The 22774-nt window shown below is 60.6% G+C and carries 20 protein-coding genes, 1 tRNA gene and 1 pseudogene; 15 read left to right on the top strand and 7 right to left on the bottom strand.

The annotated features are described in order from the left end of the window. Positions 1-189: 189 nt before the first annotated feature. Entirely contained in the window at positions 190-2445 is a 2256-nt protein-coding gene (locus tag FJ414_RS01670) for an OmpA family protein (protein WP_348639978.1), read from the bottom strand. A 243-nt stretch (positions 2446-2688) separates the two neighbouring features. Between FJ414_RS01670 and FJ414_RS01665 the strand changes: the two genes are divergently transcribed. Further along, positions 2689-3135, top strand: a complete 447-nt coding sequence (locus tag FJ414_RS01665) for a YcgN family cysteine cluster protein (RefSeq protein WP_140640628.1) — start codon at positions 2689-2691, stop codon at positions 3133-3135. Positions 3136-3471: 336 nt separating this feature from the next. Next, positions 3472-3831, top strand: a complete 360-nt coding sequence (locus FJ414_RS01660) for a hypothetical protein (protein ID WP_140640626.1) — start codon at positions 3472-3474, stop codon at positions 3829-3831. A gap of 187 nt (positions 3832-4018) precedes the next feature. Here FJ414_RS01660 and FJ414_RS01655 read toward each other — a convergent pair whose 3' ends face one another. Further along, a complete protein-coding gene (locus tag FJ414_RS01655) occupies positions 4019-4729 on the bottom strand; it encodes an SIMPL domain-containing protein (protein WP_140640624.1) in 711 nt (236 codons plus the stop codon). A 210-nt stretch (positions 4730-4939) separates the two neighbouring features. Here FJ414_RS01655 and FJ414_RS01650 point away from each other — a divergent pair. Then, positions 4940-5015: transfer RNA gene (locus tag FJ414_RS01650), tRNA-Ile, on the top strand. Between the two features lie 43 nt (positions 5016-5058). On the opposite strand, the pseudogene FJ414_RS01645 reads toward FJ414_RS01650, so the two are convergent. Then, positions 5059-6204 (bottom strand): annotated as a pseudogene (locus FJ414_RS01645) (integrase core domain-containing protein). A 179-nt stretch (positions 6205-6383) separates the two neighbouring features. Beyond that, positions 6384-6704 carry a YdhR family protein gene (locus FJ414_RS01635; RefSeq protein WP_246672270.1) on the bottom strand — a complete coding sequence of 107 codons (321 nt, stop codon included), beginning with the start codon at positions 6702-6704 and terminating at the stop codon, positions 6384-6386. A gap of 220 nt (positions 6705-6924) precedes the next feature. Between FJ414_RS01635 and FJ414_RS01630 the strand changes: the two genes are divergently transcribed. Further along, entirely contained in the window at positions 6925-7878 is a 954-nt protein-coding gene (locus FJ414_RS01630) for a LysR family transcriptional regulator (RefSeq protein WP_140640618.1), read from the top strand. 1629 nt (positions 7879-9507) lie between these two features. Here the strand turns inward: FJ414_RS01630 and FJ414_RS01615 are convergent. Beyond that, entirely contained in the window at positions 9508-10125 is a 618-nt protein-coding gene (locus FJ414_RS01615) for a TetR/AcrR family transcriptional regulator (RefSeq protein WP_140640614.1), read from the bottom strand. A gap of 338 nt (positions 10126-10463) precedes the next feature. Here FJ414_RS01615 and FJ414_RS01610 point away from each other — a divergent pair, with 338 nt between their 5' ends. The 3 genes from FJ414_RS01610 to FJ414_RS01600 all read left to right on the top strand — a co-directional run bounded on the left by FJ414_RS01610 (position 10464) and on the right by FJ414_RS01600 (position 14112). Next, the gene (locus tag FJ414_RS01610; RefSeq protein WP_181181492.1) at positions 10464-11579 is read left to right on the top strand and encodes a substrate-binding domain-containing protein; all 1116 of its coding nucleotides are present in this window, start codon (positions 10464-10466) and stop codon (positions 11577-11579) included. Continuing rightward, positions 11576-13096, top strand: a complete 1521-nt coding sequence (locus FJ414_RS01605; RefSeq protein ID WP_140640610.1) for a sugar ABC transporter ATP-binding protein — start codon at positions 11576-11578, stop codon at positions 13094-13096. Before FJ414_RS01610 ends, FJ414_RS01605 begins: the two co-directional genes overlap by 4 nt. Positions 13097-13287: 191 nt before the next feature. Then, positions 13288-14112, top strand: a complete 825-nt coding sequence (locus FJ414_RS01600; protein WP_181181491.1) for an ABC transporter permease — start codon at positions 13288-13290, stop codon at positions 14110-14112. A 58-nt stretch (positions 14113-14170) separates the two neighbouring features. Here FJ414_RS01600 and FJ414_RS01595 read toward each other — a convergent pair whose 3' ends face one another. After that, positions 14171-15016 (bottom strand): helix-turn-helix transcriptional regulator, encoded by an 846-nt coding sequence (locus FJ414_RS01595; RefSeq protein WP_181181490.1) that lies wholly within the window; start codon positions 15014-15016, stop codon positions 14171-14173. Between the two features lie 189 nt (positions 15017-15205). Between FJ414_RS01595 and FJ414_RS01590 the strand changes: the two genes are divergently transcribed. From FJ414_RS01590 to FJ414_RS01575, 4 genes are all read left to right on the top strand, one after another. Beyond that, positions 15206-15613, top strand: a complete 408-nt coding sequence (locus FJ414_RS01590; protein WP_140640604.1) for a nuclear transport factor 2 family protein — start codon at positions 15206-15208, stop codon at positions 15611-15613. Between the two features lie 47 nt (positions 15614-15660). Then, positions 15661-17157: a nuclear transport factor 2 family protein gene (locus tag FJ414_RS01585; protein WP_140640602.1), complete on the top strand. Its 1497-nt coding sequence runs from the start codon at positions 15661-15663 to the stop codon at positions 17155-17157. A gap of 30 nt (positions 17158-17187) precedes the next feature. After that, on the top strand, positions 17188-18594 hold the full coding sequence (locus tag FJ414_RS01580; protein ID WP_140640600.1) for an aldehyde dehydrogenase family protein: 1407 nt from the start codon (positions 17188-17190) through the stop codon (positions 18592-18594). 483 nt (positions 18595-19077) lie between these two features. Then, on the top strand, positions 19078-19584 hold the full coding sequence (locus FJ414_RS01575) for a ferritin-like domain-containing protein (protein ID WP_140640598.1): 507 nt from the start codon (positions 19078-19080) through the stop codon (positions 19582-19584). Between the two features lie 160 nt (positions 19585-19744). On the opposite strand, the gene FJ414_RS31970 is transcribed toward FJ414_RS01575, so the two are convergent. Then, on the bottom strand, positions 19745-19876 hold the full coding sequence (locus FJ414_RS31970) for a hypothetical protein (RefSeq protein ID WP_281405788.1): 132 nt from the start codon (positions 19874-19876) through the stop codon (positions 19745-19747). Between the two features lie 370 nt (positions 19877-20246). On the opposite strand from FJ414_RS31970, the gene FJ414_RS01570 reads away from it, so the two are divergent. The 4 genes from FJ414_RS01570 (at position 20247) to FJ414_RS01560 (ending at position 22671) form a co-directional block, all read left to right on the top strand. Continuing rightward, complete coding sequence (locus FJ414_RS01570) at positions 20247-20813, top strand: sigma-70 family RNA polymerase sigma factor (protein WP_226892236.1); 567 nt, start codon at positions 20247-20249, stop codon at positions 20811-20813. Positions 20814-21053: 240 nt separating this feature from the next. Further along, positions 21054-21209, top strand: a complete 156-nt coding sequence (locus FJ414_RS31310; protein WP_181181489.1) for a hypothetical protein — start codon at positions 21054-21056, stop codon at positions 21207-21209. 10 nt (positions 21210-21219) lie between these two features. Beyond that, entirely contained in the window at positions 21220-21816 is a 597-nt protein-coding gene (locus FJ414_RS01565) for an isochorismatase family cysteine hydrolase (protein ID WP_226892177.1), read from the top strand. Between the two features lie 195 nt (positions 21817-22011). After that, positions 22012-22671, top strand: a complete 660-nt coding sequence (locus FJ414_RS01560; RefSeq protein WP_140640854.1) for a DUF6766 family protein — start codon at positions 22012-22014, stop codon at positions 22669-22671. Positions 22672-22774: the final 103 nt, after the last annotated feature.

The raw sequence follows: 22774 nt of genomic DNA, 5'->3' as shown, positions 1-22774 counted from the left end.
GAGTCGGGACAGGGCAGGGAACGCCCTGCACGGAATCTGGGTGTCGCAATGCGGCGATTCAATGAGCAGTCGCTAATCGGCAGGACAAATCTTCTTGAGCCGGCAAGAAGAAAGGCCCGTCCGGACGGGACGGGCTTTCATCTTGCGCACTGATTCCGAAAATCCGGACAGGATCTTGAAATCACACGCTCATTGCTGGTCGCTGTTGCTCGCCACCGGCGCCACCAGCGAGGTGATGCGACGGATGGCGACACGCCGGTTCTCGCGGTTCGGGCCGGGCGTGTTCACCTTGAGATACTCCTCGCCATAACCCTGCGTGGTGAGGTTCTCGGCCGGAATGCCGAAGGCGTTGGTGAGCGCCTCGGCGACCGCCTCGGCGCGACGGTCCGACAGAGCGAGGTTCGCGTCCGGCGTGCCGACGGCGTCGGTGTGGCCTTCGATCAGGAAGGTCTCGGCCGGGTTCTTCTTCAGAAGCTTTTCCATGGCGGTGGCCACGCCTTCGAGCTTCTGCACCTCGGTGTCGGAGATGGTGGCCGAGCCGAAGTCGAAGTTCAGCGTGTCGAGGTCGATACGCCGGGCGATGTCGCGCACGCGGGCCGAGCGCTTGACCTCGTCGATCGAGTAGAGACGCTGCACCCTTTCCACAGGTGGCTGCTCGAGGAAGGTATAATATTCGTCCGGATCCTCGACTTCCTCCGAATCCAGGATGTAGTCCCGGCGCGGAATGTCGAGCCGCATCGGTGGCAGGTCGTCGCCGGGATCGCGCCACTCGTCGACGTCGTTATAGTAGCGCTCGTCGACATAGCTCAGCACGTATTCGCGGCCATCCGATGTAACGCGAGATCGCCGGATGACGTCGCCATTACGGTTGCGGATGGTGATGATCCTGACGCCGTTGTCGCGCTCCACGATTTCGCGGGTGCGGCCGCCCGAAAGATCCTCGTAGTAAACATCCCTGGCGCCGCGGGTGATGCGAGGAGCTTCGTTGCTTTCCACGAATGTCTGGTTGTTGAACTGAAGGATCACCCGGTCGCCGAACTGCTTCACCACGTCGGCACCCTGCGGCCGGCGGCGCTCACGGACAACCTGCTCGGGCGTAAGCTCGATCCGCTTGCCTTTCTCCTGGTCCACTGGGACGATCTTCTCGGGCTTGATCGCCTGCTGCGCCGACTTGTCGTCGGTGGGCGGCGGTCCCTGATCGACCGGAGCCGGCCTCTGCGCCTGCTCGCCACCCTGCCGCTGTCCGGCCTGATTGGTCTTCTGGCCATTGCCGGCCTGACCGTTGTCGTTCTGAGCACCACCGTTCTGGCCGTTATCGTTGCGACCCCGGTGCTTGCGCACGGCATCTTTCTGGCTGTCCAGGACAGGTGCCTCGTTCGGATTGGCGGTTTCGCCCTGCGCGGCGTTGCCGCCATTGGCAGGCTGGTTGTTGTTCGCCGGCTGTTCGCCGGTCCCGGGTTGCTGCTCGCCGGTGGCGGGCTGGCGGCCAGTCTTTGTCTGCTCGCCGTTGGCAGGTTGCTCACCGGTAACGGGCTGTTCACCGTTTGCCGGCTGTTCGGCAGCCGGTTTCTTGCCGCGCTTCTTCTTGTCCTGGGTCTGTTCGCCCTGGACCGGCTGCTCGCCGTTTTGCAGTGGCTCGGCCTGTGGCACGGGTTCGCCCGCCGGAGCGGCCTCGTTCTGCTGGTTCTGCCGGTGCTTCTTGCGCCCCTGGTTGCCGCCTTGCTGGTTGTCGTTGGCGGGAGCGGTCTGATCGGTGGGCGCCACCTGCTCGCCGGTCTGACCGGCCGGCTCGCTCTGCTGCTGATCGTGCTTGCGCTTCTTGCGACCCTGGTTGCCTTGCTGCTGGTCGTTCTGCTGCTGGTTACCGGCGGCAGGTGCGACCTGTTCCGCGGGCTGCTGGTCGGCCGGCGCTGCTTCGATCTGCTGCTGATTGCGCTTCTTCTTGCGCGGCTGCTGCTCGTCGGTCGCGGGCTGGCCGCCTTGGTCGGCGGGCGCCGCCTCGATCTGCTGCTGTTGATCGCGCTTCTTGCGCGGCTTGATCGGCTGCTCGTCGGTCGCGGGCTGGCCGCCCTGATCGACGGGCGCCGCTTCGATCTGCTGCTGTTGGTCGCGCTTCTTGCGCGGCTTGAATTGCTGCTCGGCCGGGGCAGCCTCCCCGGACTGGCCATTGTCCGTCTGCTGCTGCTCGTGCCGTTTCTTGCGCGGCTGTTGCTCGGACTCGGCGGGTGCGGCTTGTTCAGCCGGCGCCGATTCGCTTTGCTGTTGCTGTTCGCGCTTCCTTTTCCGCGGCTGTTCCCCCTGCTGGCCGCCACCGGCCTGGGCGCATTCCTCGGCCGACTGGCCTTCGGCGCAGGCGGCTTGCGCGAGAATGAGTGGCGCGCCGTGCAGGCTGCCAGAAGCGACACCCCCCTGCAGCGGGTACGCGCCCAACGGCGCGGATGCCATAAGCAGGCCGATTGCCGTGCCCGCCAGAATCCGTGGTTGGCGTTTCATATCAATTTTCTCCTAGTGGGGTCCCATCCCTGCCCAAACTTTCATCATCCGCAATTGGTTCCGTCAGGCATTGGCACCAGCCAAGGACGCCCAACCGGCCTTTTAAAGGCAATTTCATGTTTTTCTAATGTTGATACGGGGTCAGCGTCACAGCAGCGCTTGACCGGAAGGCCGCGGAGGGCCAAATCCACCAAAATGACCGCGCCGTTCTGGAAAACCAAGACGCTTGAAGCGATGACCCCGGCCGAATGGGAATCGCTTTGCGACGGCTGCGGCAAATGCTGCCTGTCGAAGCTCGAGGACGAGGATACCGGCGAGATATTCTGGACAAGCGTCGGCTGCAGGTTGTTCGACGCGCAGAACTGCCGTTGCTCCGACTATGCCAACCGCCTGGCGCGGGTGCCCGACTGCGTCGGCCTGACGCCGCAGAATGTGCGCACCATCACCTGGCTGCCAAAAACCTGCGCCTACCGGCTTATCGCCGAGGGCCATGATCTCTACTGGTGGCACAGGCTTGTTTCGGGAAGCGCCGCGACCGTGCACGATGCCGGGATTTCAATCCAGGGCCGTGTGAAGGCCAAGGAAACCGATCTGGCCGAGCCAGACGACTATTTCGATTATATACTGGATGACGAACCGTAACCGGTTCGCATCTGGATGACGAACCCTGACGGGTTCGCGTTTTGACGACGAACGACGAACCCTGCGGGTTCTTGACGACGAGCCCTAACGGGTTCGCGTCTGGATGACGAACCGTAACCGGTTCGCAACGCATATTGATGACGAACGCTGAAGGGTCCGCGTTTAAGGACGAACCGTCGTGGGGTTCGCGTTTAAGCACTGCGAGCGGGGAACCTTGGCGGGTTCGCGCTACATGAACCGGACATGAATGGTCGGTTCGCAGAAAATTCAGACACAAAAAGGCATTTTCCAATCATCGGTTCTACGGGCGAAAGCCCACAACAAGGAGAGAAGACGATGTTCAACACGATCAAGACGGCAGCCCTTTCGGCCCTTGTCGGGCTTGGCACTTTGGCCGCCATTCCGGCGCATGCGGACAGCCTCTATCTCGGTTTCGGGGACAGGCACGACCCGCGTTTCGGCATCTACACCGGCGACGATGACGGCTATCGCCGCGACTGGCGCCGTGACCGCGACCGCGACTGGCGCGGCTGCTCGCCGGACCGCGCCCTCGACAAGGCCGAGCGCATGGGCCTGCATCGCGCGCGCATCGTCGACATCAGCCGCCGTACCGTGAAGGTGGCCGGCCGCCAGTATGGCGACCGTGTCGTGGTGGTGTTCGCTAACGAGCGCGGCTGCCCGATCATCTATCGCTGAAAGGACGATCCTTTGCGAGGATCGCCCGAAAGCATGATCCTTGCGAGGATCAGCTATCAGATATGATCTCCTGCGAAGATCAATCTCGAGTAGCGGAGCCCCTCAAATGAGGCGCGGCTCAAAAAGCCCCGGAGGATGATTCCTCCGGGGCTTTTTGTTAACGGCATGCCCGCGACTGGGCCGGGCGTCATTTCAGCTCGAAGGTGACCGTGACCTGGACGTTGTAGGAATTCTCGCCCGCCTGCACCGGCACGGCCGAACGGGCCGCATCGAACGACTTGGCCGCCATCGGCATCGGCACCGGCGCGACATTCTGGTCGGTGATCTCGAGCACCTTGCCCAGGCTGACGCCGGCCGCTTCGGCGAGCGTCTTTGCCTTGGCCATCGCGTCGGCGACGGCCTTCTTGCGCGCCTCGGTGATCGTCGCCTTCGGATCGTCATTGGTGAAGGTGATGCCGCCACCCTGGTTGACGCCGAGCGACACCGCCTTATCGAGAATCTCGCCCGTCTTGTCGACGTTGCGCACGCGCACCGACAGCGTGTTGGTCACCTGATAGGCGACGAGTTGGGCTTCCTGGCTGCCGTCGGCCTTGTTGGTGTAATTGTAGCGCGGGTTGATCTGGATGCCGGCGGTCTGCAGGTCGCGGTCGGCAATGCCTGCGGATTTCATCGCCGCGATCACCGCCGCCATGGCGTCGTTGTTGGCATCGAGCGCTTCGCGCGCGCTCTTGGCCTCGCGCATGACGCTGAGCGAAAGGATCGCCATGTCAGGCGCCACCGTCGCTTCGCCTTCACCGGACACGATGATGCGGGGCGGGGGCTGGGTGTCGGCGGCGCTTGCCAGCGCCGGGAACGCGACCGCGGCAGCGAGCGCGATGGGCAAAAGATGTCTGGTCATGAAAACTCCTCGAAGTCTGCTGTCCGCCGCCCGTGCGACCCCGCAAAGGCGCCGATTCCCTGCAGTGCGGTGCATGGCCTGGACCTGTTCACGCGCCTTTATGGGCGCAAGCCGCTCTACGCAGCGAATATGGGCTGATTTTGACGGTTCCCGCCAGCGTTTTCGAAAGCCTTGTGCGGACGAACGAAAAACACTAAGCCAGCCCGCGTGGGGCCTGTAGCTCAATGGTTAGAGCCGGCGGCTCATAACCGCTTGGTTGGGGGTTCGAGTCCCTCCGGGCCCACCATTCAGTCTGTGTACAGCCCGGAGACATGGGTAACAGTTCGTACCTATGACCTGGGTGACAATCTCGTGCCGAACGGATTGTCGATGGTCTGCAAGGTCCTCTGTTCCAGGTCGATATACCCCAGATCGTAGTGCATGAAGCTTAAGAGCCAAATGCCGTCGTCCACCTCCTTTATGCCGAGCCTCTGGCCGGCGAGCACGGTCGAGACGTTGATCTTCTTCCTCATCATGCAGATGCGGCCGCAGGTGGTGACCATGGTGTCCTTGTCATGGAAGGGGTAGGTCAGCTCCGGCAGGCCATCATAGGGCCGTGACGAGGGGTCATAGAGTTCGGCCGGCACCTTCATGTCGATGGCTTCGTGGGGCCGTTCCTCATTGAATTCGCTGATGAAGGCGTCGAACCTGGCCTGCTGCTGGAGAGCATTCATGCCCGGCGGCCGCGTCGTCTCCTGCTTCAAGATGCGGTGCATGCGCTCGTGGCGGCCGTTCTGCTGCGGATGACCGGGCCTGATGCGCTCGATTGCGATCCCCAGCCGCAGCCACCAGACGGAGAGCCTCGAGAGATTGTAGAGGCCATTGGGGCTGGCGAAGGGGATGCCGTTGTCGGAGCGGATGGCATGCGGTAGGCCGCGTTCCTTGAAGAGCCGGACGAAGGCCTCGATGACCGGAGCTTCCTTTGTCGCTTCAAGCGCTTCGGCGAGAAGCAGGTAGCGCGAGGCCTGATCGGTGACCGTCAAGGGGTAACAGTATCGGCCGTCGCCGAGCTTGAACTCGCCCTTGAAATCGGCGCACCACAGGTCATTGGGCTGGACAGCCTGCGAGAGCGGCGTGCCCTCGGCCTTGTTCGCCCGGTTCCTCTTGCGGGCCTCGCTCACAAGGCCGTGACTGTCGAGCACCGCGTGCACCGTGCTCTTGGCGGGAATACGCACGTCCCCGGCCAGCTTGCGCACCAGAAGCTCCCTGATCTTCCGGGCGCCCCCAATGCGGCTTGTCGCGCTTGGCCTCGACGATCAGCCGCTCGATCTGGTCGGGCAGTTGGTTGGCGTAGCGGACCGGCCGGCGCGAGCGGTCGCATGGGCCTCGAGCCCCTCCTGCATCACCGCACGGATCACTTCGCGCAAACCCTCTGCGTTCGAAAGCAGAATGTCTTTGACGGCGGCGCTGGCAGTCTTATTTTCAGTCTTGGTCATGGGGGCGTTCCGTCGCGGGTATCAGGTGACGTTGAACATCACCAGCCTGCCATGACCGCCCCTCTCAGCGAATTTGCAGAACTCTCAGCACACTACCCCTGCCGCGCTATGAGCGCGGCAGGGCGGCCGGGCCGCCGATAAGGCACGGCCCGCGCCAATCCTGAAGACTTCTTGGGCCGCTAGGCCGCCTTGCTGGCCGGCGCTGCGTTGTCGACGATCACCGGCGTGTCGAACCAGGTGATCTCAGGCGCGCCGCCAAAGAGCTTTGCGACGTGCTCGCGCCACTCCGTGCTGTAGGCCGCCTCGGCCGCGGCGCGCGATTCCCATAGATAGACGCCGCCGGCCGTGCGCCCATCCTCCGCCCGCAGGTAATATTTCCGGATCAATCCCGGCAAATTGCGGTAGCTCGGGGCACTCGACTCGAAACGGCGCGTCGCCTCGTCGAGGCTGATCGGCTGTGGCAGGCGGAATTGCACCACTGTGGTGATAGTATTGCGCACGATGTTTCTCCTCTCTGATCGGGTCATGCGACCTGGCATTCATCCTGACCGTAAGGCGCCCAGACACGGCATAGCCTACGTGAGAGAGACTTGGCTGCTGCCTGTTCTTGTACCATAATCGCCTGCCGGAGGACGGTTACGCTAGCAGCAGCAAAGCCAGGGCTGAATTCGCGAAAACTCGACGCGCTTTGTGCAAATTTGCACAGGACGGAGGCTCGCCATGCAGTGGGATGATTTGAGGATCTTCCTCGCTGTCGCGCGCGATGGATCGATCAGCGGCGCGGCAAAACGGATCGACGTGCAGCATTCGACGGTCTCTCGCCGCATCAAGGCGCTGGAACAGCAGCTCGGCACGCGCCTGATCGAGCGCAAGGCGTCGGGCTACGAGCTCACCAGCGCGGGCGAGGAGCTGAAGCTCGCTGCCGTCAAAATGGAAGTCGAGGTGCTGGAGGTCGAAGGCGCGCTCGGCGGCGAAGAAGATCGTCCAACAGGCGTACTCCGCGTCGCTGCGATCAACAACATGGCCTCGTCGGTGCTGATGCCGATATTCGCGCGCTTCAGCGCAAAATATCCAGAAATCGAGCTGCACGTGCAGGTCTCGAACAAGTATGTCAGCCTGGCCGAGCGCCAGGCCGATGTTGCGATCCGCCAGACCAACACGCCGCAAGAGACACTGGTCGGCACGTTGCTCGGCAAGGTTGCCTCTGCCGTCTATGGCGAGCGCGACTATGTAGTCTCATTGCGCTCCGGCGCGACGCCGAAATGGCTGGGCGTGGAATGCTGCGCCTTCCACCAGTCGTTGACAAATGCCGCGTGCCCCAACCGCGACTACAGCTTTTTTGTCGACGATACTTTGTTGACTCTCGCGGCGCTGCGCGAGGGAATGGGCCTCGCCTATCTGCCGTGCTTCATGGGCGACAATGACGCCCGACTGCTCCGTTATCTCGCCCCGGAGCCGCATCATGATGTCGGCCTCTGGCTGCTCTACCATCCCAATCTCCGACGCACCAAGCGTGTGCGACTGTTTCGCGAACACATGCTGGCGGAAATGGTGAGCCAGCGGGAGCTGTTCGACGGTTTGAAGCCGCGACGTGACGGCCGGAACAATCTCGGCACGATGTCGTCGCCGCAGCCGAAACGCCACGGACGACAGGCTGCGGCCAGTGTGAAATAGAGTTGGCCTCCGTTGCCGTTGCGGCGCAACATGTCGCCTTCTGGCCCTAGGCGGCGGTTTTTGAATGTCCGTTCTTCCTGCGCTCCTGAGGCAGTTGGCACGTCAATACGACGCACTTGCGTACATGCTAAAATAATGAAATACGGCCCGCGAGGGGATGATGGCAGGGAATTGGGTGGCATGTATTTTCCTCAGTTTCTCACGGGAATGGTGGTGACGTCGGGCGCCTTAGCGGCGCGGGCATATGGCGCGACAGGCTCCCTATGGATCGCGGCCGTCTGGGCCATTCTCACGTTGGTGCTTCTGCAAGTCGGATATTTTGTGCTTGTGCTCGGGATCGTTTATGGGTCGCGAGATAGCGGTCGAGCGTCGGATGCAGGTTCTAGCCAGACAGCAAGTCGCGTAGCGCGATAGAGTCCGCGCGGGACTGCAGAACAATTCGCTTCTTACCCCCTGTCTCCCGAAGCCTAATGCCGTGGGGGGCACCGCCATGAAGACTTTGGCCGGCTTGGACTCCGGCGGGTAGGCTTTCGAACTCACGCAACTTCCAGCCCCAGTTCGGGCAGTCAATGAACAGTGAGGTATCCGTGGCCCATGGCCGGGGTGATCTGCCTTGCACTTCCCTGTTAGGCAATGGTCAGTTCCCTGTTAGCTTGCGTAGAGAAATTTCCCTCAAAGTGTTGAATCTCCGGCGAGATTCCTGACCAAAATTTGCCAAGGCACTCAAGACGACCGAAATTTCGCTGTTTTTGGGCGCCTAACAGGGAAAACCGACCAGAGACTGGTTCGCTGGTGACTGCCAGCACCACCATTGTCGTTATTTATCAATGATTTGGCGTCTATTTCTTCCTTCGGTTAGCCGAGTTCCTTTGGCGAACCTCCGCGCATCGCCTTGATTTTATTGACTTGCGGTGGGCTGCTGAGAGTTCGAAGAGGCGGCTAGCGGCTGGCCGACCGCGACCGTTCTCTGCTCACGAATCCCGCTTATGTCATGCTGTCGATGGCGGCAACGCCGGAGTTCCGCCGCCGATCGAGCAAAAATCAGCCGTGGCGGCTTCAGCGTGCGCTGGTAGCAGTTGACCATCTGCTCACTCTCGATCGGAATGCACGTGGCTGCTCGCATTCCCGGCGGGGCGACCTTTGAGGATGGAAACAAAGATCAGACGGTTCTCAAACGGCACGATCAGCGAATGTCGGCGTTGGTGCTTGCGTGCCCCCGCAACCAACGTACGCAGTACCGCATGCATTGTTTTTGTAGCGGGAGGTGAGCGCAGCCTCAACCTGTGTTGTTGTTGTTCGGTTCGCCGGACCATACGAGACGATGCGAAGGATATGGGTTGGCTAACCATCCGCCAAACCATTGATTTTTAGGGGGTCTCACACCCTCGGTGACTAACATAATCGTTATAAATCAATAGCTTGCGAAGCGGTTCGCCAAAGTCGATTCAAGGACGGGTCCAGCTACCCGTGTAAAGCGCCTCCCGGCGGAGACTCGCCTCGGCCACCTTGCGGCCTATCTGCGCAGCTTCACGGGGCAGGAACCAAGCGACGCCGACGTGGTCCACTTTTCCACCTTCGTCATGCCGGCGCGATCATGACAAACAGCCCCCAAATAGCGGCAAGATGTCCTCAGGCCTGTGCCGTTGCCACGTGCATCAAAATATCCACCAGGCGATCCTGGCCCGACCCTCGAAGCGCTTCCGGCGGACTCCGACCGTAGCCAACCGTCAGCAGCAGTCCATCCGTAGTGGCCATGATGACGGCAGCGCGCTGCAGCCCGGCGTCGAAGGAGAGTTCCGGCCTTATGCGCAGGATCAGATCGCGGAAGCGGACGAGCTGCTCGTCGCACAGCCGATCCAGCGCTTTGCTGGCGATGGGGTCGCGATGCGCCAGGTTCCAGAGTTCGTAGAAGAACCCGGCGGTGTGGGCGTTCTTGTTGTCCTCGATGAGGAAATGCAGCATGCGCCGAAGCTTGGTCTCTGCATTGCCGAGAGTCTCGCTTTCGAGGCGGCCAAAGGCTTCGTTGTAGTCATGCGTAATGGAGTCGATGACGGCCTCGAAGAGTTTTGCCTTGTTGCCGAAGAAATGTTGAACGGTGGCGATTCTCACATCGCAGCCGGAGGCAACGGCCCGCAGGGTGAGGGCGCCATAGCCGTCGCCGATCATGATCGCACGCGCGACGTCTACGATCTGGGCGCTGCGCTCGCCGGCGGCCATTCTCTTCTTGCCCTTGACCCGCTGATCCATCTTGCCCTCCGTTTCCCTCGACTAGCAGTTCGAGGCGTTTGCGTCATCGCGTTCACGAGAACGGTATAGACGGTATTCGGCGTATTGCTTATAGGTCAATTGACACATTGAGTGGGCTTTGTTAACACATTAACTACCGCTTGGCCGCAGCGGTGGCGAGATTTTTGGGTTCACGTCGGAGGAGGACAGCAGGCTCAATACAAATTCAATCCACAGACGGGATTGGGCGTCCGCTCATCGCCCTGATGTTGGCCGCTCTTTCGCCCGGAGATGCGAGACGAGGCAGACAACCATTACCAACAATCATGCGGTTCACGAAATCAACCAAGGGGAAGAACATGTCGCATCGTTCATGGCCACCGCTATCCGGATTTGGCGCGGCGTTGATTGGAGCCTTCTCAGGCTGGCTCATGCCGGGTCAGGCGGGCGCTTCGGATTTCCCATCTCTTCAGGATCTCTACACGGGGAGCTATCGGCTGCCGCCGTCTGAAAGCCCCAAACCCGTCACCGGCAAAAAGATCTGGTTCGTTTCCTGCAGCCAGGACGTCAGTCTCTGCGCGGCGGAGGCAGCAGGTACTCAGGAAGCGGGCCGGCTGTTGGGATGGGACACCACGATCTTCGATGGAAAATACGATCCGGCCGTCATGGCCAACGGCATCAGGCAGGCGATCGCCGGCAAGTTCGATGCGGTTGTTCTCGCCGGCGCCGACTGCAACGGCGTCAAGGGACCTTTGGCGGAGGCCAGGGACTCCGGCCTGAAGATCGTCAGTATCGAGGGGGTGGACTGCAGCGTCAGCGATCCGGGCGAGCCTTCCCTGTTCGACGCTGCCGTCACCTATGTCGAGGGCGATCTCATTCCCTGGGTCAAGAAATATGGTGCCTGGCAGGCCGACTACGTCATCGCCAAGACCGGGGGCAAGGCTGAGGCCATTGTGTTGGTCAGCGACGAGGTGCTCGTTTCAAAGCTGACGAGCGAAGCCACGATCGAAGAGTTGAAACGCTGCCCGGGCTGCACTGTCCACGAAGTGTCGTTCAGCTACGGTTCCCAAGGCCCGCAACTGCAACAGCTTGCTGAACAGGCATTGTTGCGCTTCCCCAATGCGAACAGCCTCATTGTTCCCGCGGATTCCGTCATCCTGAGCGGAGTCGGACCGGCGATCGAAGCGTCCGGACGAGATTTGGTTGTCGTGGCCGCGGAGGGCCAGGAGGCAACGATGAATCTTGTGCGGGCGGGCAGCCGGCAGGTCAGTGCGGGCGTCGGAATTCCCAGCGCCTGGGAAGGCTATGCCGCGGTTGACGCGTTAAACAGGGTCTTCAACGGGCAACCGGCCGTCAATTCGGGGGCTGGCCTGCAAGTTTTCGACAAGGATCACAACGCTGGCACCGCCGGTGCGTTCAATGCTTCGACGGATTTCGTCGCCGCCTACAAGAAAGCCTGGGGCATCACGGAATGAATGCGGCTAAATTCGCCGTCAGGTTGCACGCAATCTCGAAGGCCTATGGAGCGACCCGGGCTTTGGAGGATGTATCGTTCGATGTATCCTCGGGAAGCATCCATGCGCTGCTCGGCGGCAACGGATCGGGCAAATCGACGCTGATCAAGATCCTGGCCGGTGTCGTCGGAGCCGACGCAGGTCGGATCGACCTCGGGGGCGTCGAGTTTGCCGCGTCCACTTTTTCGGCGGCAACGGCGAAGAAATGCTCGATCCACGTCGTGCACCAACATTCCTCGACATTCCCGCATCTGTCGGTGGCAGAAAATCTTTCAATAGGCAGGGGCTTCGAGACGGCCGGGTTTGGACGCATTTCCTGGTCGAGTGTCAGGCGGAGGGCCAACAAGGTGCTCGAGCGCTTCGGCATCGAGGCAGATCCGGATCAACTTCTCTCGAATTTGCGCCCGGCGGCCCAAATGATGGTGGCGATCGCCCGAGCCCTGCAGGATCAGGAGGGCGAATCGAGCGGATTGCTGGTTCTGGACGAGCCCACTTCGGCGCTGTCGGCGGCGGAAGCGGACAGGCTCGCCGCAGCACTCCGCCGCTTCTCGGCGGCCGGCCAGACCATCATCATCGTCACCCATCATCTTCAGGAGGTCATGGATCTTGCCGACCACGTCACGGTGCTGCGTGATGGAAAGGTCGCGGGGAATCTTTCCGGCGATTCAATAACCAAGGCGATGCTTGTCCGGCTCATCGCGGGCCCCAACCACACTGCTGCTAGCAGGCCGGCGGGTGTGGTCCCCGGCGCGATGCTGCTGGAGACAAGAGGGCTTAAGGGCGGGCCGCTTCGCGGCGTCGACCTGTCGGCACGAGCCGGCGAAATCATCGGTATCGCCGGACTGTTGGGCAGTGGCCGAAGCGCGCTGCTGCGTACCCTCTTCGGCATAATCAGGCCGACCGGGGGTGCAATACTGCTCGACGGACATCCGTATACCGCGGTCGATCCCAGGGCCGCTGTGCGTGCCGGCATGGCCTTCGTTCCCGAGGACCGGATGGCAGACGGAATATTTGCCAGCCTGTCGGTCATGAACAATTTCAGCGTTGCAAGTCTTGATCGATACTGGTCGGGATTGCGCCTGCGCTTCGACGCCGAAAAGCGGGAGGCGCTCCGCCTTGCCGATCTGGTCGGTCTCAAACCGCGTCGCGTCGATCTCGCCGTCGACAAACTATCCGGTGGCAATCAGCAAAAGGTAGCGATCGGACGATGGCTGTCGCGCAAACCCCGCTTGCTGCTTCTCGATGAGCCGACGCAGGGTGTCGACATCGGCGCCAGGGCGGAGATCCACCGACTGATCCGCGCCGCCGCGATGGAAGGCGCGGCGGCCATTGTCGTCTCATCGGATTTTTCTGAACTTGTCGACCTGTGCGATCGCGCCCTGGTGCTGAACGGTGGCAGGATCTGCGCCCATGTGTCCGGAAACGAACTCACGACACAACACCTCCATGAACTCACCCAACTGCGAGTGGCAGCATGACCGAACCAGCTCTCGTCGCAACCGGCACGAACAATGCAAAGCCCGCGCCGCGGGAGTATGGCGCCCGTAGGTTCTTCCGCCTTTATGGCGAGGCCTACGCTCTTGTGGCACTCCTGGCTCTGATCGCGATTTTCTTCACGCTCTTGCCGGCGACACGCGAGACCTTCCCGACGTCGGCCAATCTGCGCATCGTGATCGCCAATCAGGCGGTCTTGGCGATCGTAGCGCTGGCAGCCTTCGTCCCGCTGATCGTCAACGAGTTCGACGTCAGCGTGGGCGCAAATCTCGGGCTTTCTTCTATTTTTGCAGCGGTCGCGATGTCGGCAGGCATGCCCTGGTTCCTGGCGCTGTTGCTTGCGGTCGCGATCGGCACATCCATCGGTGTCGTAAACGGCGTCCTGGTCACACGCGCCGGAATCAACTCGTTGATTTCGACACTCGGCATATCGATCATTATCCATGGAATCGTGACCTGGAAGACTGGCGGCGTCAGCATCGTCAGCAACATTCCGCCGATCCTGTCCAAATTCGGATCAGGCACCCTGTTCGGGATTCCGCTGCCCTTCTTCGCTCTTCTCATCGTCGCGCTGCTTCTCGGATATGTGATCATCTTCACGCCGTTCGGCCGCTATCTCTATGCGATCGGCTCAAACATCTCGGCAGCCAAACTCGTCGGCATCAATACGACCCGCATGGTGATCCTCAGTTTCGTGATATCCGGTGCCCTGTCGGGCTTCGCCGGTTTCATCCAGATCGCCAGGACGGGCGGCGCAAACCCGCGTGTCGGCGAATCCTTCACCTTGCCGGCCCTCGCGGCGGCGTTTCTTAGCGCCTCCGCAATTCTGCCGGGCACCTACAACGTCGCCGGAGTTATCGTCGCCGTATTCTTCCTGGCGACCATCAACAGCGGTCTCAACCTTGCCGGCGCCGAGGTCTACGTCAACGATCTGGTCAACGGCTTTGCCCTCATCCTCGGTGTCGGTCTTTCCAAGTTCCTGGGTCGCAACCGCGCCTGAAGTGCCGCCGCCCTCAAGGGAGCTTGGCCGTCTGCGGCGCGACGCGGCTCAACTTGCCTCAAACGGCGTCCTCCCGAACGTCACTCATGATGTGGTCGAGAAAGAGCCGGAACAGTTCGCGCTCGGAGGTGATGTCCAGTTTGTCATAGACCATTCGCTTGCGGTTCTTGACCACCTGATGGCTGATGCCCATGGCCTTCGCGATGGCGGCATTGTGATAGCCTCGAAGGGATAGATGCACGATCTGGAGTTCACGCGGGGCAAGGTTAGCAGGACTGTAGGTTTCGACCGCGACATCGAACAGAAGCGAAGGCGGCGCGCCGCGCGTGGCGGACAAGCCGTCTGAGACTTGGTCTGTTTGAGCCGTCGGGTTCGCGTTGGGCGTACCGAGATGCGTCTGATGAATCGAGTTTGCCAGCGCCAGATAGGTGCGCAGCAAAAGCACCGTCCGCATGGAGAACTGCCCCTCGGCGCGATCCCAGCAGAGAACCAGGGTAGCGCCATTCGAATCCGGAAGCATGACGACGATATCGTCGGACACGCCTTCCGATGTCAGCAGGTCGTGATAGGTCTGAAATCCTCTTTCGGCAACGGTGTGGTCGCGGAACAGCTCAACGCCGAGTTGGGGGCCATTCAGGCACAGCCGGTAGAACGGATCGAACCGGTAGAAACCGCTCAGGTAAACATCGAACGAATGAAAATCGCCGCCTTCTCGAAACAGGCAAACTGGCGGCTCGTTGGGGCCATAGCGGAAAATATAGCGATAGTTCCAATGCAGCAGGGAGCTCAACGCTTCCAGGAGTTGGAACTGGAAGTCAGCCTCGCCCCGGTGGTCGAGTGCACGCGATAACAGTCCCAATGTGACTTCCGAGGATCGCGTCACCATTTCCCTGGCTTTCGCCAAGCGCTCCCGCCTGGATCGGCGTACACGCCCGCGTCTGAAAAAGCCTCCTTCCGCATAGGTCGTGGTTCCTCCGACAAACGGCGCATGGGTACTGGGGTCATCATGCATTTTGCCTGTCTTCTCCATAGCTTAGTCAAGACCCGAGAGCGTCGCAATTGCGCGCCGCAAGAAGATAGCGAGGAACGCTGGATGGCTGTGAAGACAGAAGCTTTTTCCAACCCCGGAGACGCGCTGCAAGCCTACGTGCGCGCCTTCGCGCGGAAGGATATTGGCGCGATCATGGAGCTGTTTTCCAATGGCGGACTCGTCGAGATTCCCATGCTGAAGCCGAACCGGCTGTTCGGACAGACAGAACTGCGCCGCGGTCATGAAGCGATTTTCGAGGCCGTCTCTTCGTCACGCTTCGAACTGTCTGAGCCAGCGGTCAACGATATCGTTGCCATTGCAAGCGGCAGGCTGAAAACGGAGCGGGGCGGCGTCCAGCACGTGCATCCCGTCGCCGTTGTTGCGGAAGTCGATTCGGAGCGCCTGATGCGTCTCAGTCTCTATATGGACGGCCGCAATCAGCGCCTCTGGTCAGACAAGGCGATCCTTTAGGCTCCCGCACTTTTCACGTCGAAAACGCATCGAAAGCACCAATAGCCATGACCCCCACACAAGCGTTCCGCAGATATTGCGACCATTTCATCGCCGGCGATGCCGAGGCGATCGCTTCAATGTTCACCGATGATGGGGAGTTCATCGTACCCATGGCCGACAAGCCGGCTAAAGGCCGCGCCAGCATCGAAAAGGAGATGCGGCAGGCGGCCCTCAGCCAAAAGAACATACAGGTGGAGGTCACTGCGGCGATCGACGCCGGTGCGACCGGTTTTGTTGAGGCCAACTACTCCGCAGAGGTTGTCGGGACCGGCGGCAAGCTTGATGGCACGCCGCATCGCGTCGATTTTCGCATGGTCGGCGAGATCACGCTCGTCGACGGCAAGATCAAGCGGCTTACGGAGTACCTGGACCGCCGACCGATCTTCCCCGAAGAGCGCCAGCGGGTCTTCACCGTCAATCGACTCTCGCCCTATTTCGGTAAGTCCGTGGAAGAGGGCTGCATGGAGTGGATGGTCTACAACAACATGCATTTCCCGATGATCTACGGGCGAATGCCCTTCCAGGAATACGACACCCTTCTCAATGGCGTTACGCTGTGGGATGTCGGCCTTGAGCGGCAGACCCAGCTCAAGGGTCCCGACGCGCTGCGGTTCATGGACTATCTGTCATGCCGGGACATGTCCACCATGAAGGTCGGCCAATGCCGTTACACATTGCTGACCGACGAGAACGGTATCTGCTTGTGCGATCCGGTCGTGCTGCGTCCATCGGAAGACACGATCTGGATCTCGCACGGAAACACCGACATCACGCTTTGGGCGCGCGGCATCGTGATGGGCTCGGACTGGAAGGTGGAAGTGTCCGAACCGGACATCGCCCCCATGCAGATTCAGGGCCCGCTCTCCATCGAGGTCATGAAGGCGATATGCGCGGACCCGGTCTGGGAGTTGAAGAACTACACATGCATGCGGACAACGGTGCTCGGCAAGGATGTGGTCGTTTCGCGCACGGGCTGGAGCAGCGGCGAAGGCTTCGAAATCTATCCCCTGTCGTCCGTGGGCGCGACCGACATCTGGGACGCGGTCAAGAAAGCGGGCGAGCCTTACGATATCATGGTCATGGGCCCCAACATCTTCCGCGCGCTCGAGCGGGGCGTGACCGACATCAGCTACTACACCAATTCGGGCATGAACGCGCTTGAGGATCTTGGCAACAAATTCGTCCATCTCGACGTCGAGGCCGATTTCATAGGCAAGGATGCGCTGAAACGGATCAGGGCCGATGGCGTCAGGCGCAAGTCGGTTGGCCTGTTCATCGAAGGACCGGTTCCGCGCATGGAGTGGTTCTGGGATGCCAAGGACGCGAGAGGCAATCCCGGCGTCGTGCGATGGGCGGCGCACTCATTCGCGCTCGACCGCAGCCTCGGTATCGCGCTGGTCGATGCCTCGGTCGAAGTCGGCGATGTGATCGAAGTCAGCCACCCGCTCGGCGTCGTGAAGGCCGAGGTCACCACGGTTCCGTTCGTTGGCAAATCGTCCTGAGCGCACAGGCATCGTACCCGGGAGAGAGCGATGAACGATTTCTGTCACATCATAAACGGCGTGCAGGTTACGGCGCGCAACCATTTCAACGTGTACAACCCGTCGACGGCGGCGATCGCAGGCAGAGCTCCTGAGGCAGAGAAAACGGATATCGACAACGCAGTCTCGGCGGCGCGGGCGGCGTTCGAAGGCTGGAGCAGGACGTCGAATGAAGTCCGCAAGAAGGCCGTTCATGATGCCGCCAATGCCATCGAAAAGCATCTGGAAGAGCTCGCGACACTGCTGACCCTGGAACAGGGTAAGCCGCTTGGCGGGATGGGCTCACGCTTCGAACTCGCAGGCGCCATGGCCTGGACCCGTTACACCGCGGACCTCGAACTTCCGGTGCAAATCCTTCAGGACAACGATGAAGGCCGCGTCGAGCTCCATCGAAAGCCGCTCGGCGTGGTCGGCTCTATCACCCCCTGGAACTGGCCGCTGATGATTGCTTGCTGGCATATCATGCCGGCGATCCGCGCTGGCAATACCGTCGTCGTCAAGCCGTCGCCCTACACGCCGCTGTCAACCATCCGTATGGTCGAAATTCTTAACGGGTGCCTGCCGGCTGGCGTGGTCAACGTCGTCGCCGGCCAGGACAATGTCGGCCACCTGATCTCCGAACATGCCGGCATCAGCAAGCTTGTCTTCACGGGCTCGACATCGACCGGCAAGAAGGTGATGCGGTCGGCCTCTGATACGCTCAAGCGCCTGACTCTCGAACTTGGAGGCAACGACGCGGGCATCGTCCTTCCAGATGTCGATCCGGTCGCGATTGCCGAAGGGCTTTTTTGGGGCGCCTTCATCAACAGCGGACAGACCTGCGCTGCCATGAAACGGCTTTATGTGCACGCCGACGTTCATGACGCAGTCTGCGAGAACCTGGTTTCCTTTGCCGCAAAGGTGACGATGGGCGACGGCATGGACGAGGCCAACTTGCTGGGGCCAATCCAGAACAGGGCCCAGTTCGACAAGGTGACGCGGCTGGTGGAAGACGCCAAGGCGCGTGGCGGGAAAGTTCTGCTCGGCGGAAGCGCCAAGGAAGGCCCAGGCCACTTCTATCCGATCACCCTTGTCTCCGGCCTCGCCAATGGGGATCCATTGGTCGATGAGGAGCAGTTCGGCCCCGTCCTGCCGATCATCCGCTATGCCGACGTCAACGATGCGATCCGAGAGGCCAACAACAGTGTGAACGGCCTTGGTGGCTCGGTATGGTGCAGGGATGTCAGGGAAGCCAAACGGATCGCATCGCACCTCGAATGCGGCTCGGTCTGGATCAACAAGCACGGCGCCATCCAGCCGAACGCACCGTTCGGGGGCGTCAAATCTTCCGGCATCGGCGTCGAATTTGGGCAACTTGGACTTGAGGAGAACAGTTCGGTTCAAGTCATCTTTTCATGACTGCAGCTAAAGATAAATCAATAAAATACGAAGAGTAATCTCCCCATCAATTCAAATCATCTGAAGCGTAATCGAGTTGTCAAGTATAATGGCGAAATTTCTGGGATTTATGGCATTCCAGACCTCTGGTCGAGCGGGTAAAGTCAGACGGAGAGCTTGTTTCGCTCGCTGGGCGGAGGCGCGGCGCCTTCACATTACGCCCGCGACTCACCCGCGGATCAATCATGCCGAGCGTCGCTTGGCGGCGACCTTCCCCATAACTGCTCCATTGTCGTTATTTTATCAATCGTTACGAAGGGCTTGGCAAAGGCCGGCGCCGGGCCATCTCGTCCGCCTGCGAACCCGGCTTGTGACTCCTTATGGCCGAGCCAATCGCTCAATCGAGCCTAGGGAACATTCAGCAGACCTCGCGATTAGGCGGCTTCCGGGCTCATCACAGTCTGGAAGTCCAGCAATTGCGGTCACAAACGAAAGGCGGCCATCATGGGTTTTTTCTCGAAGGACATCAAAACGTTGGACGACCTGTTCGTTCATACGCTTCAGGACATCTACTATGCGGAGCAGCAGATCCTAAAAGCGCTGCCAAAGATGATCGAGAAGGCTTCAGACGGCAATTTGAAGGCTGGGTTCGAGAAGCATCTTCGCGAAACGGAGGGCCATGTCGCGCGGGTCGAAGAGGTCTTCGAGATGCACGGCCAGAAGATTAAGGCGGTCGATTGCCCTGCGATCGACGGCATTCTCGAGGAGGCTGATGATGTCAGCGCTGATGTCGACGACAAGGAGGTTCTCGACGCTGCTTTGATCGCGTCGGCTCAAGCCGTCGAGCACTACGAAATGACACGCTATGGAACGCTGATAGCGTGGGCCAAGCAACTCGGCCGAAACGACTGCGCCGCTGTCCTGGCCGAGACCCTCAAGGAAGAGAAAGCGGCTGACGACAAGCTGTCGGAAATTGCCGAGCGCAAGGTCAATGCCATGGCGGCGGAATGACAGGCCGCCCGGCTCCGCCGCTCAATTCTCCGAGGAAGGCAGGAAGGGAACTTTGCTTTGATTGCCGGTTACGCCGGGTGTGTTAACATTTGTTATGAGCAGGCCCGTGCGTCGACACACCGTGATCCCGATAGAGACCCAAACCGCGGCTCCAAAGCGTTCAACGCTCGATGGGGAACTGCTTGCCGCGTTTGAGATCGTCGCGGACGAGCCAGCCCCTGAGCGGCTGGTTGAGTTGGCGCGAGAATTGGAAGCGGCTGCTCGGATGGCGAAAGCCGGCGGCAAGCTGCACTGACAAAACTTCAAGGTGGCACCGCCAGCCGGGTTAAATCCCGTCTGGCGGTGTTTGAGGCTTCTGGCGTCAAAGCTTGAGAGCATAGATGCCCGCTTTGAAATCTGCTTGCCGAGCGCACGCCGAAATGGATGCGCAAACTGCGGCGGCCGGCTGGTGCTATGTCGCGCAAGCCGCGAGAGATTGCACACGGCGTCAAGCGCGATCCCGGCTTCGAGGGCGAAGATCGATCGCCAAAGTAAAGACAGCGCTCGAAATTTTTACAGCGGCTGAACATCGATTGAGGCCGCAACAGGAACCTACCTGTTCGCGGCGCATTAGCCTTGATCATCCAATCCAAGCTATCCTCCAGGAGGCGTTTTTGCGGACGATGAATTCCGGCTCGTCAGCCCTCCAAAATGAGGCGACGATCCTCGATCTGATCCCAGCCTTGAGAGCCTTTGCGCGCACCTTCTGTAGAGACAAGACCGACGCGGACGATCTCGTGCAGGAAACTCTCCTCAAGGGCATAGCGCATATCGATCAGTTCGAACCCGGCACGCGAATGAAGTCGTGGCTGTTCACGATCATGCGCAACACCTTCTACACAAAGCACAAGGTCTATATGCGCGAGGCGCCAGGAGCGACCGACTGCGCGTCGGCCCGTTCAATCAGCTATGGCGACCAGGAATGGCATATCCGCAGCCAGGAGGTTCACGCCGCCATCGGCAAATTGCCGCCCCAGCAGCGCGAGGTCCTGGTGCTGATCGCCATCCTGGGCGTGAGCTATGAGGAAACAGCGAGCATTTGCGGTTGCGCCATCGGCACGATCAAAAGTCGGTTGAACCGAGCACGCATGTCATTGATTGAAGACCTGGGGGAGACGTCTCCAGCCGCCGCCGTGGACACGTCGTCCAATGTTGCGGTGCCTTCCTGGTCGTCCTCCAGCCGGCGCTAGAGCAATTCCAAGAAAAGTGCGCAGCGGTTTTCTGTCCGGAATTGCGTAAAAACAATGAGTTGGAGCAGTTCGGCGATTCTATCAAACGCTGAACTGCTCCAAGTGCAAGAATGCATTACGCTTTTATGGAACAGACCGCCTGCCATCGAGTTAGTCGCAGACACACGACTGGAAACCCACAATGGCATACGCTGCCGAAACTCCCTCACCGGAATCGTCGAACGGGAACGGTGCGCGGCCATGGCCGAGGCACAGGCAATGGAATTCGAACGCATCAAGATGTACCCGGTGGCGCGCGCGATGCGTGCCTTGGCGCGTCGCATCAAGGAGTCCGGCTTGCCGATGAGCTTCCAGTCGCAAACTGCTTCCGGCAGCATCGAACGTGCCGCCATTTGATGGCCGTGACTTGAGCGACCTCGCACCGATTTCGGCGAAGGCCATACACATTTGCGTCGACATGCAGCGGATGTTCGCGCCGCCGGGTCCTTGGGCGGTCGAATGGCTGCCCGCGATCCTGCCGCAGGTGCAGAGGCTGGTTGGCAAGCGGCCCGAAGCCACCATCTTCACCAGGTTCATCCCCGCGAGAAATCCCGGCGACGGCCACGGCCAGTGGAAGCAGTATTATGAGCGTTGGGCGCAAATGACGATCGCAAGGGCAGGCAAGGAAATGATCGAACTGTTGCCCGAGCTTGCCGTCCATCTGCCGCCGGCGCGCCTGTTCGACAAGCCGATCTATTCGCCATGGCTAAGCGGCGAACTGTCGGGCGTGCTCCAGTCCGAAGGCGTCGAAGAGATCATCGTCAGCGGTGGCGAGGCCGATATGTGCGTTCTGGCCACGCTGCTGGGCTCGATCGATCTGGGTTACCGCACCATCCTTGCCGAGGACGCCATCTGCAGCACGTCGGACGAGGCGTATGAGAACATCCTCAAGCTTTTCACCAAGCGCTACTCGCATCATGTCGAGGTGGCGCCGGTGGAAGCCATCCTCGAATGCTGGCAGTAGGCGACCCATTGATAGGCCGCGCCGTCTGAACGGCAAGCTCCATTTCCACCCGGGAACATTTCGCGGCGACCTCAGTGGTCGGACTTGAGCACGCCGACCCGAAAGAGATTAAGGTGAAGCTCGACCGATTGGAAAAGGAGGCGGGACTCGAGAGTTGAAGAGAGCAGGCGGCGAGAAATCAAGGAGTTATGGATGATGCGTTTTTTTCGAAATAACGGCCTGCTGATCACCGTCTTCGCCATCTTCGTTGCATGTCTGGTCGGCCAGGCAATCTCGGGCTATTTCGCCAGCCAACAGGACAGGGCGATGCATGGCTTGGCGAACCAGTCCTTTGCCTCGTTTCTCGGATCCGGTGAATTTCAGGAAAGCGTTTTCGAGAACTGGGAAAGCGAATTCCTGGAAAAATGGGCCTATGTTTTCCTCACCGCTTATCTGGTGCAGCGCGGTTCGGCAGAGTCCAGGGATCCCGATGCGGACTCACCGGAAAACGAAGATCCCGCCAGACATCGCGAAGACCCCGATGTCCCCTGGCCGGTAAAGCGCGGTGGGATCATTCTCTGGCTCTATTCGCATTCGCTTGGAACAGCGCTCTTCCTGATCTTCGTCGCGACCTTCGTCTTCCATCTTTGGCAAAGCACGCGCCACGCGGCAGAAGAAGCCGCGCTGCATCACCAGCCGGCGGAGACCATTCTGGCGCATCTCGTTTCCGGGCAATTCTGGTTCGAGAGCTTTCAGAACTGGCAGAGCGAGTTTCTGTCGACGGGCGTCCTGGTGCTGCTGGCAATCTGGCTGAGGGAGCGCGGCTCCCCGGAGAGCAAGCCTGTGCACGCGCCGCATGCGAAAACTGGCCATTGACAGCAGCGACCATCACTCGCCCCGATCGGCTGGCTGTATAGGCTGGCCTTTGTGCCCTCACTTGGGATAGGCCCGGCCTGCATTCCTGTGTCACAAATGAGAT

The sequence above is a fragment of the Mesorhizobium sp. B3-1-6 genome (genome assembly GCF_006439555.1).
In the GTDB taxonomy this organism is placed as follows: Bacteria; Pseudomonadota; Alphaproteobacteria; order Rhizobiales; family Rhizobiaceae; genus Mesorhizobium.
This window is presented reverse-complemented; position numbering and strand designations above follow the sequence as displayed.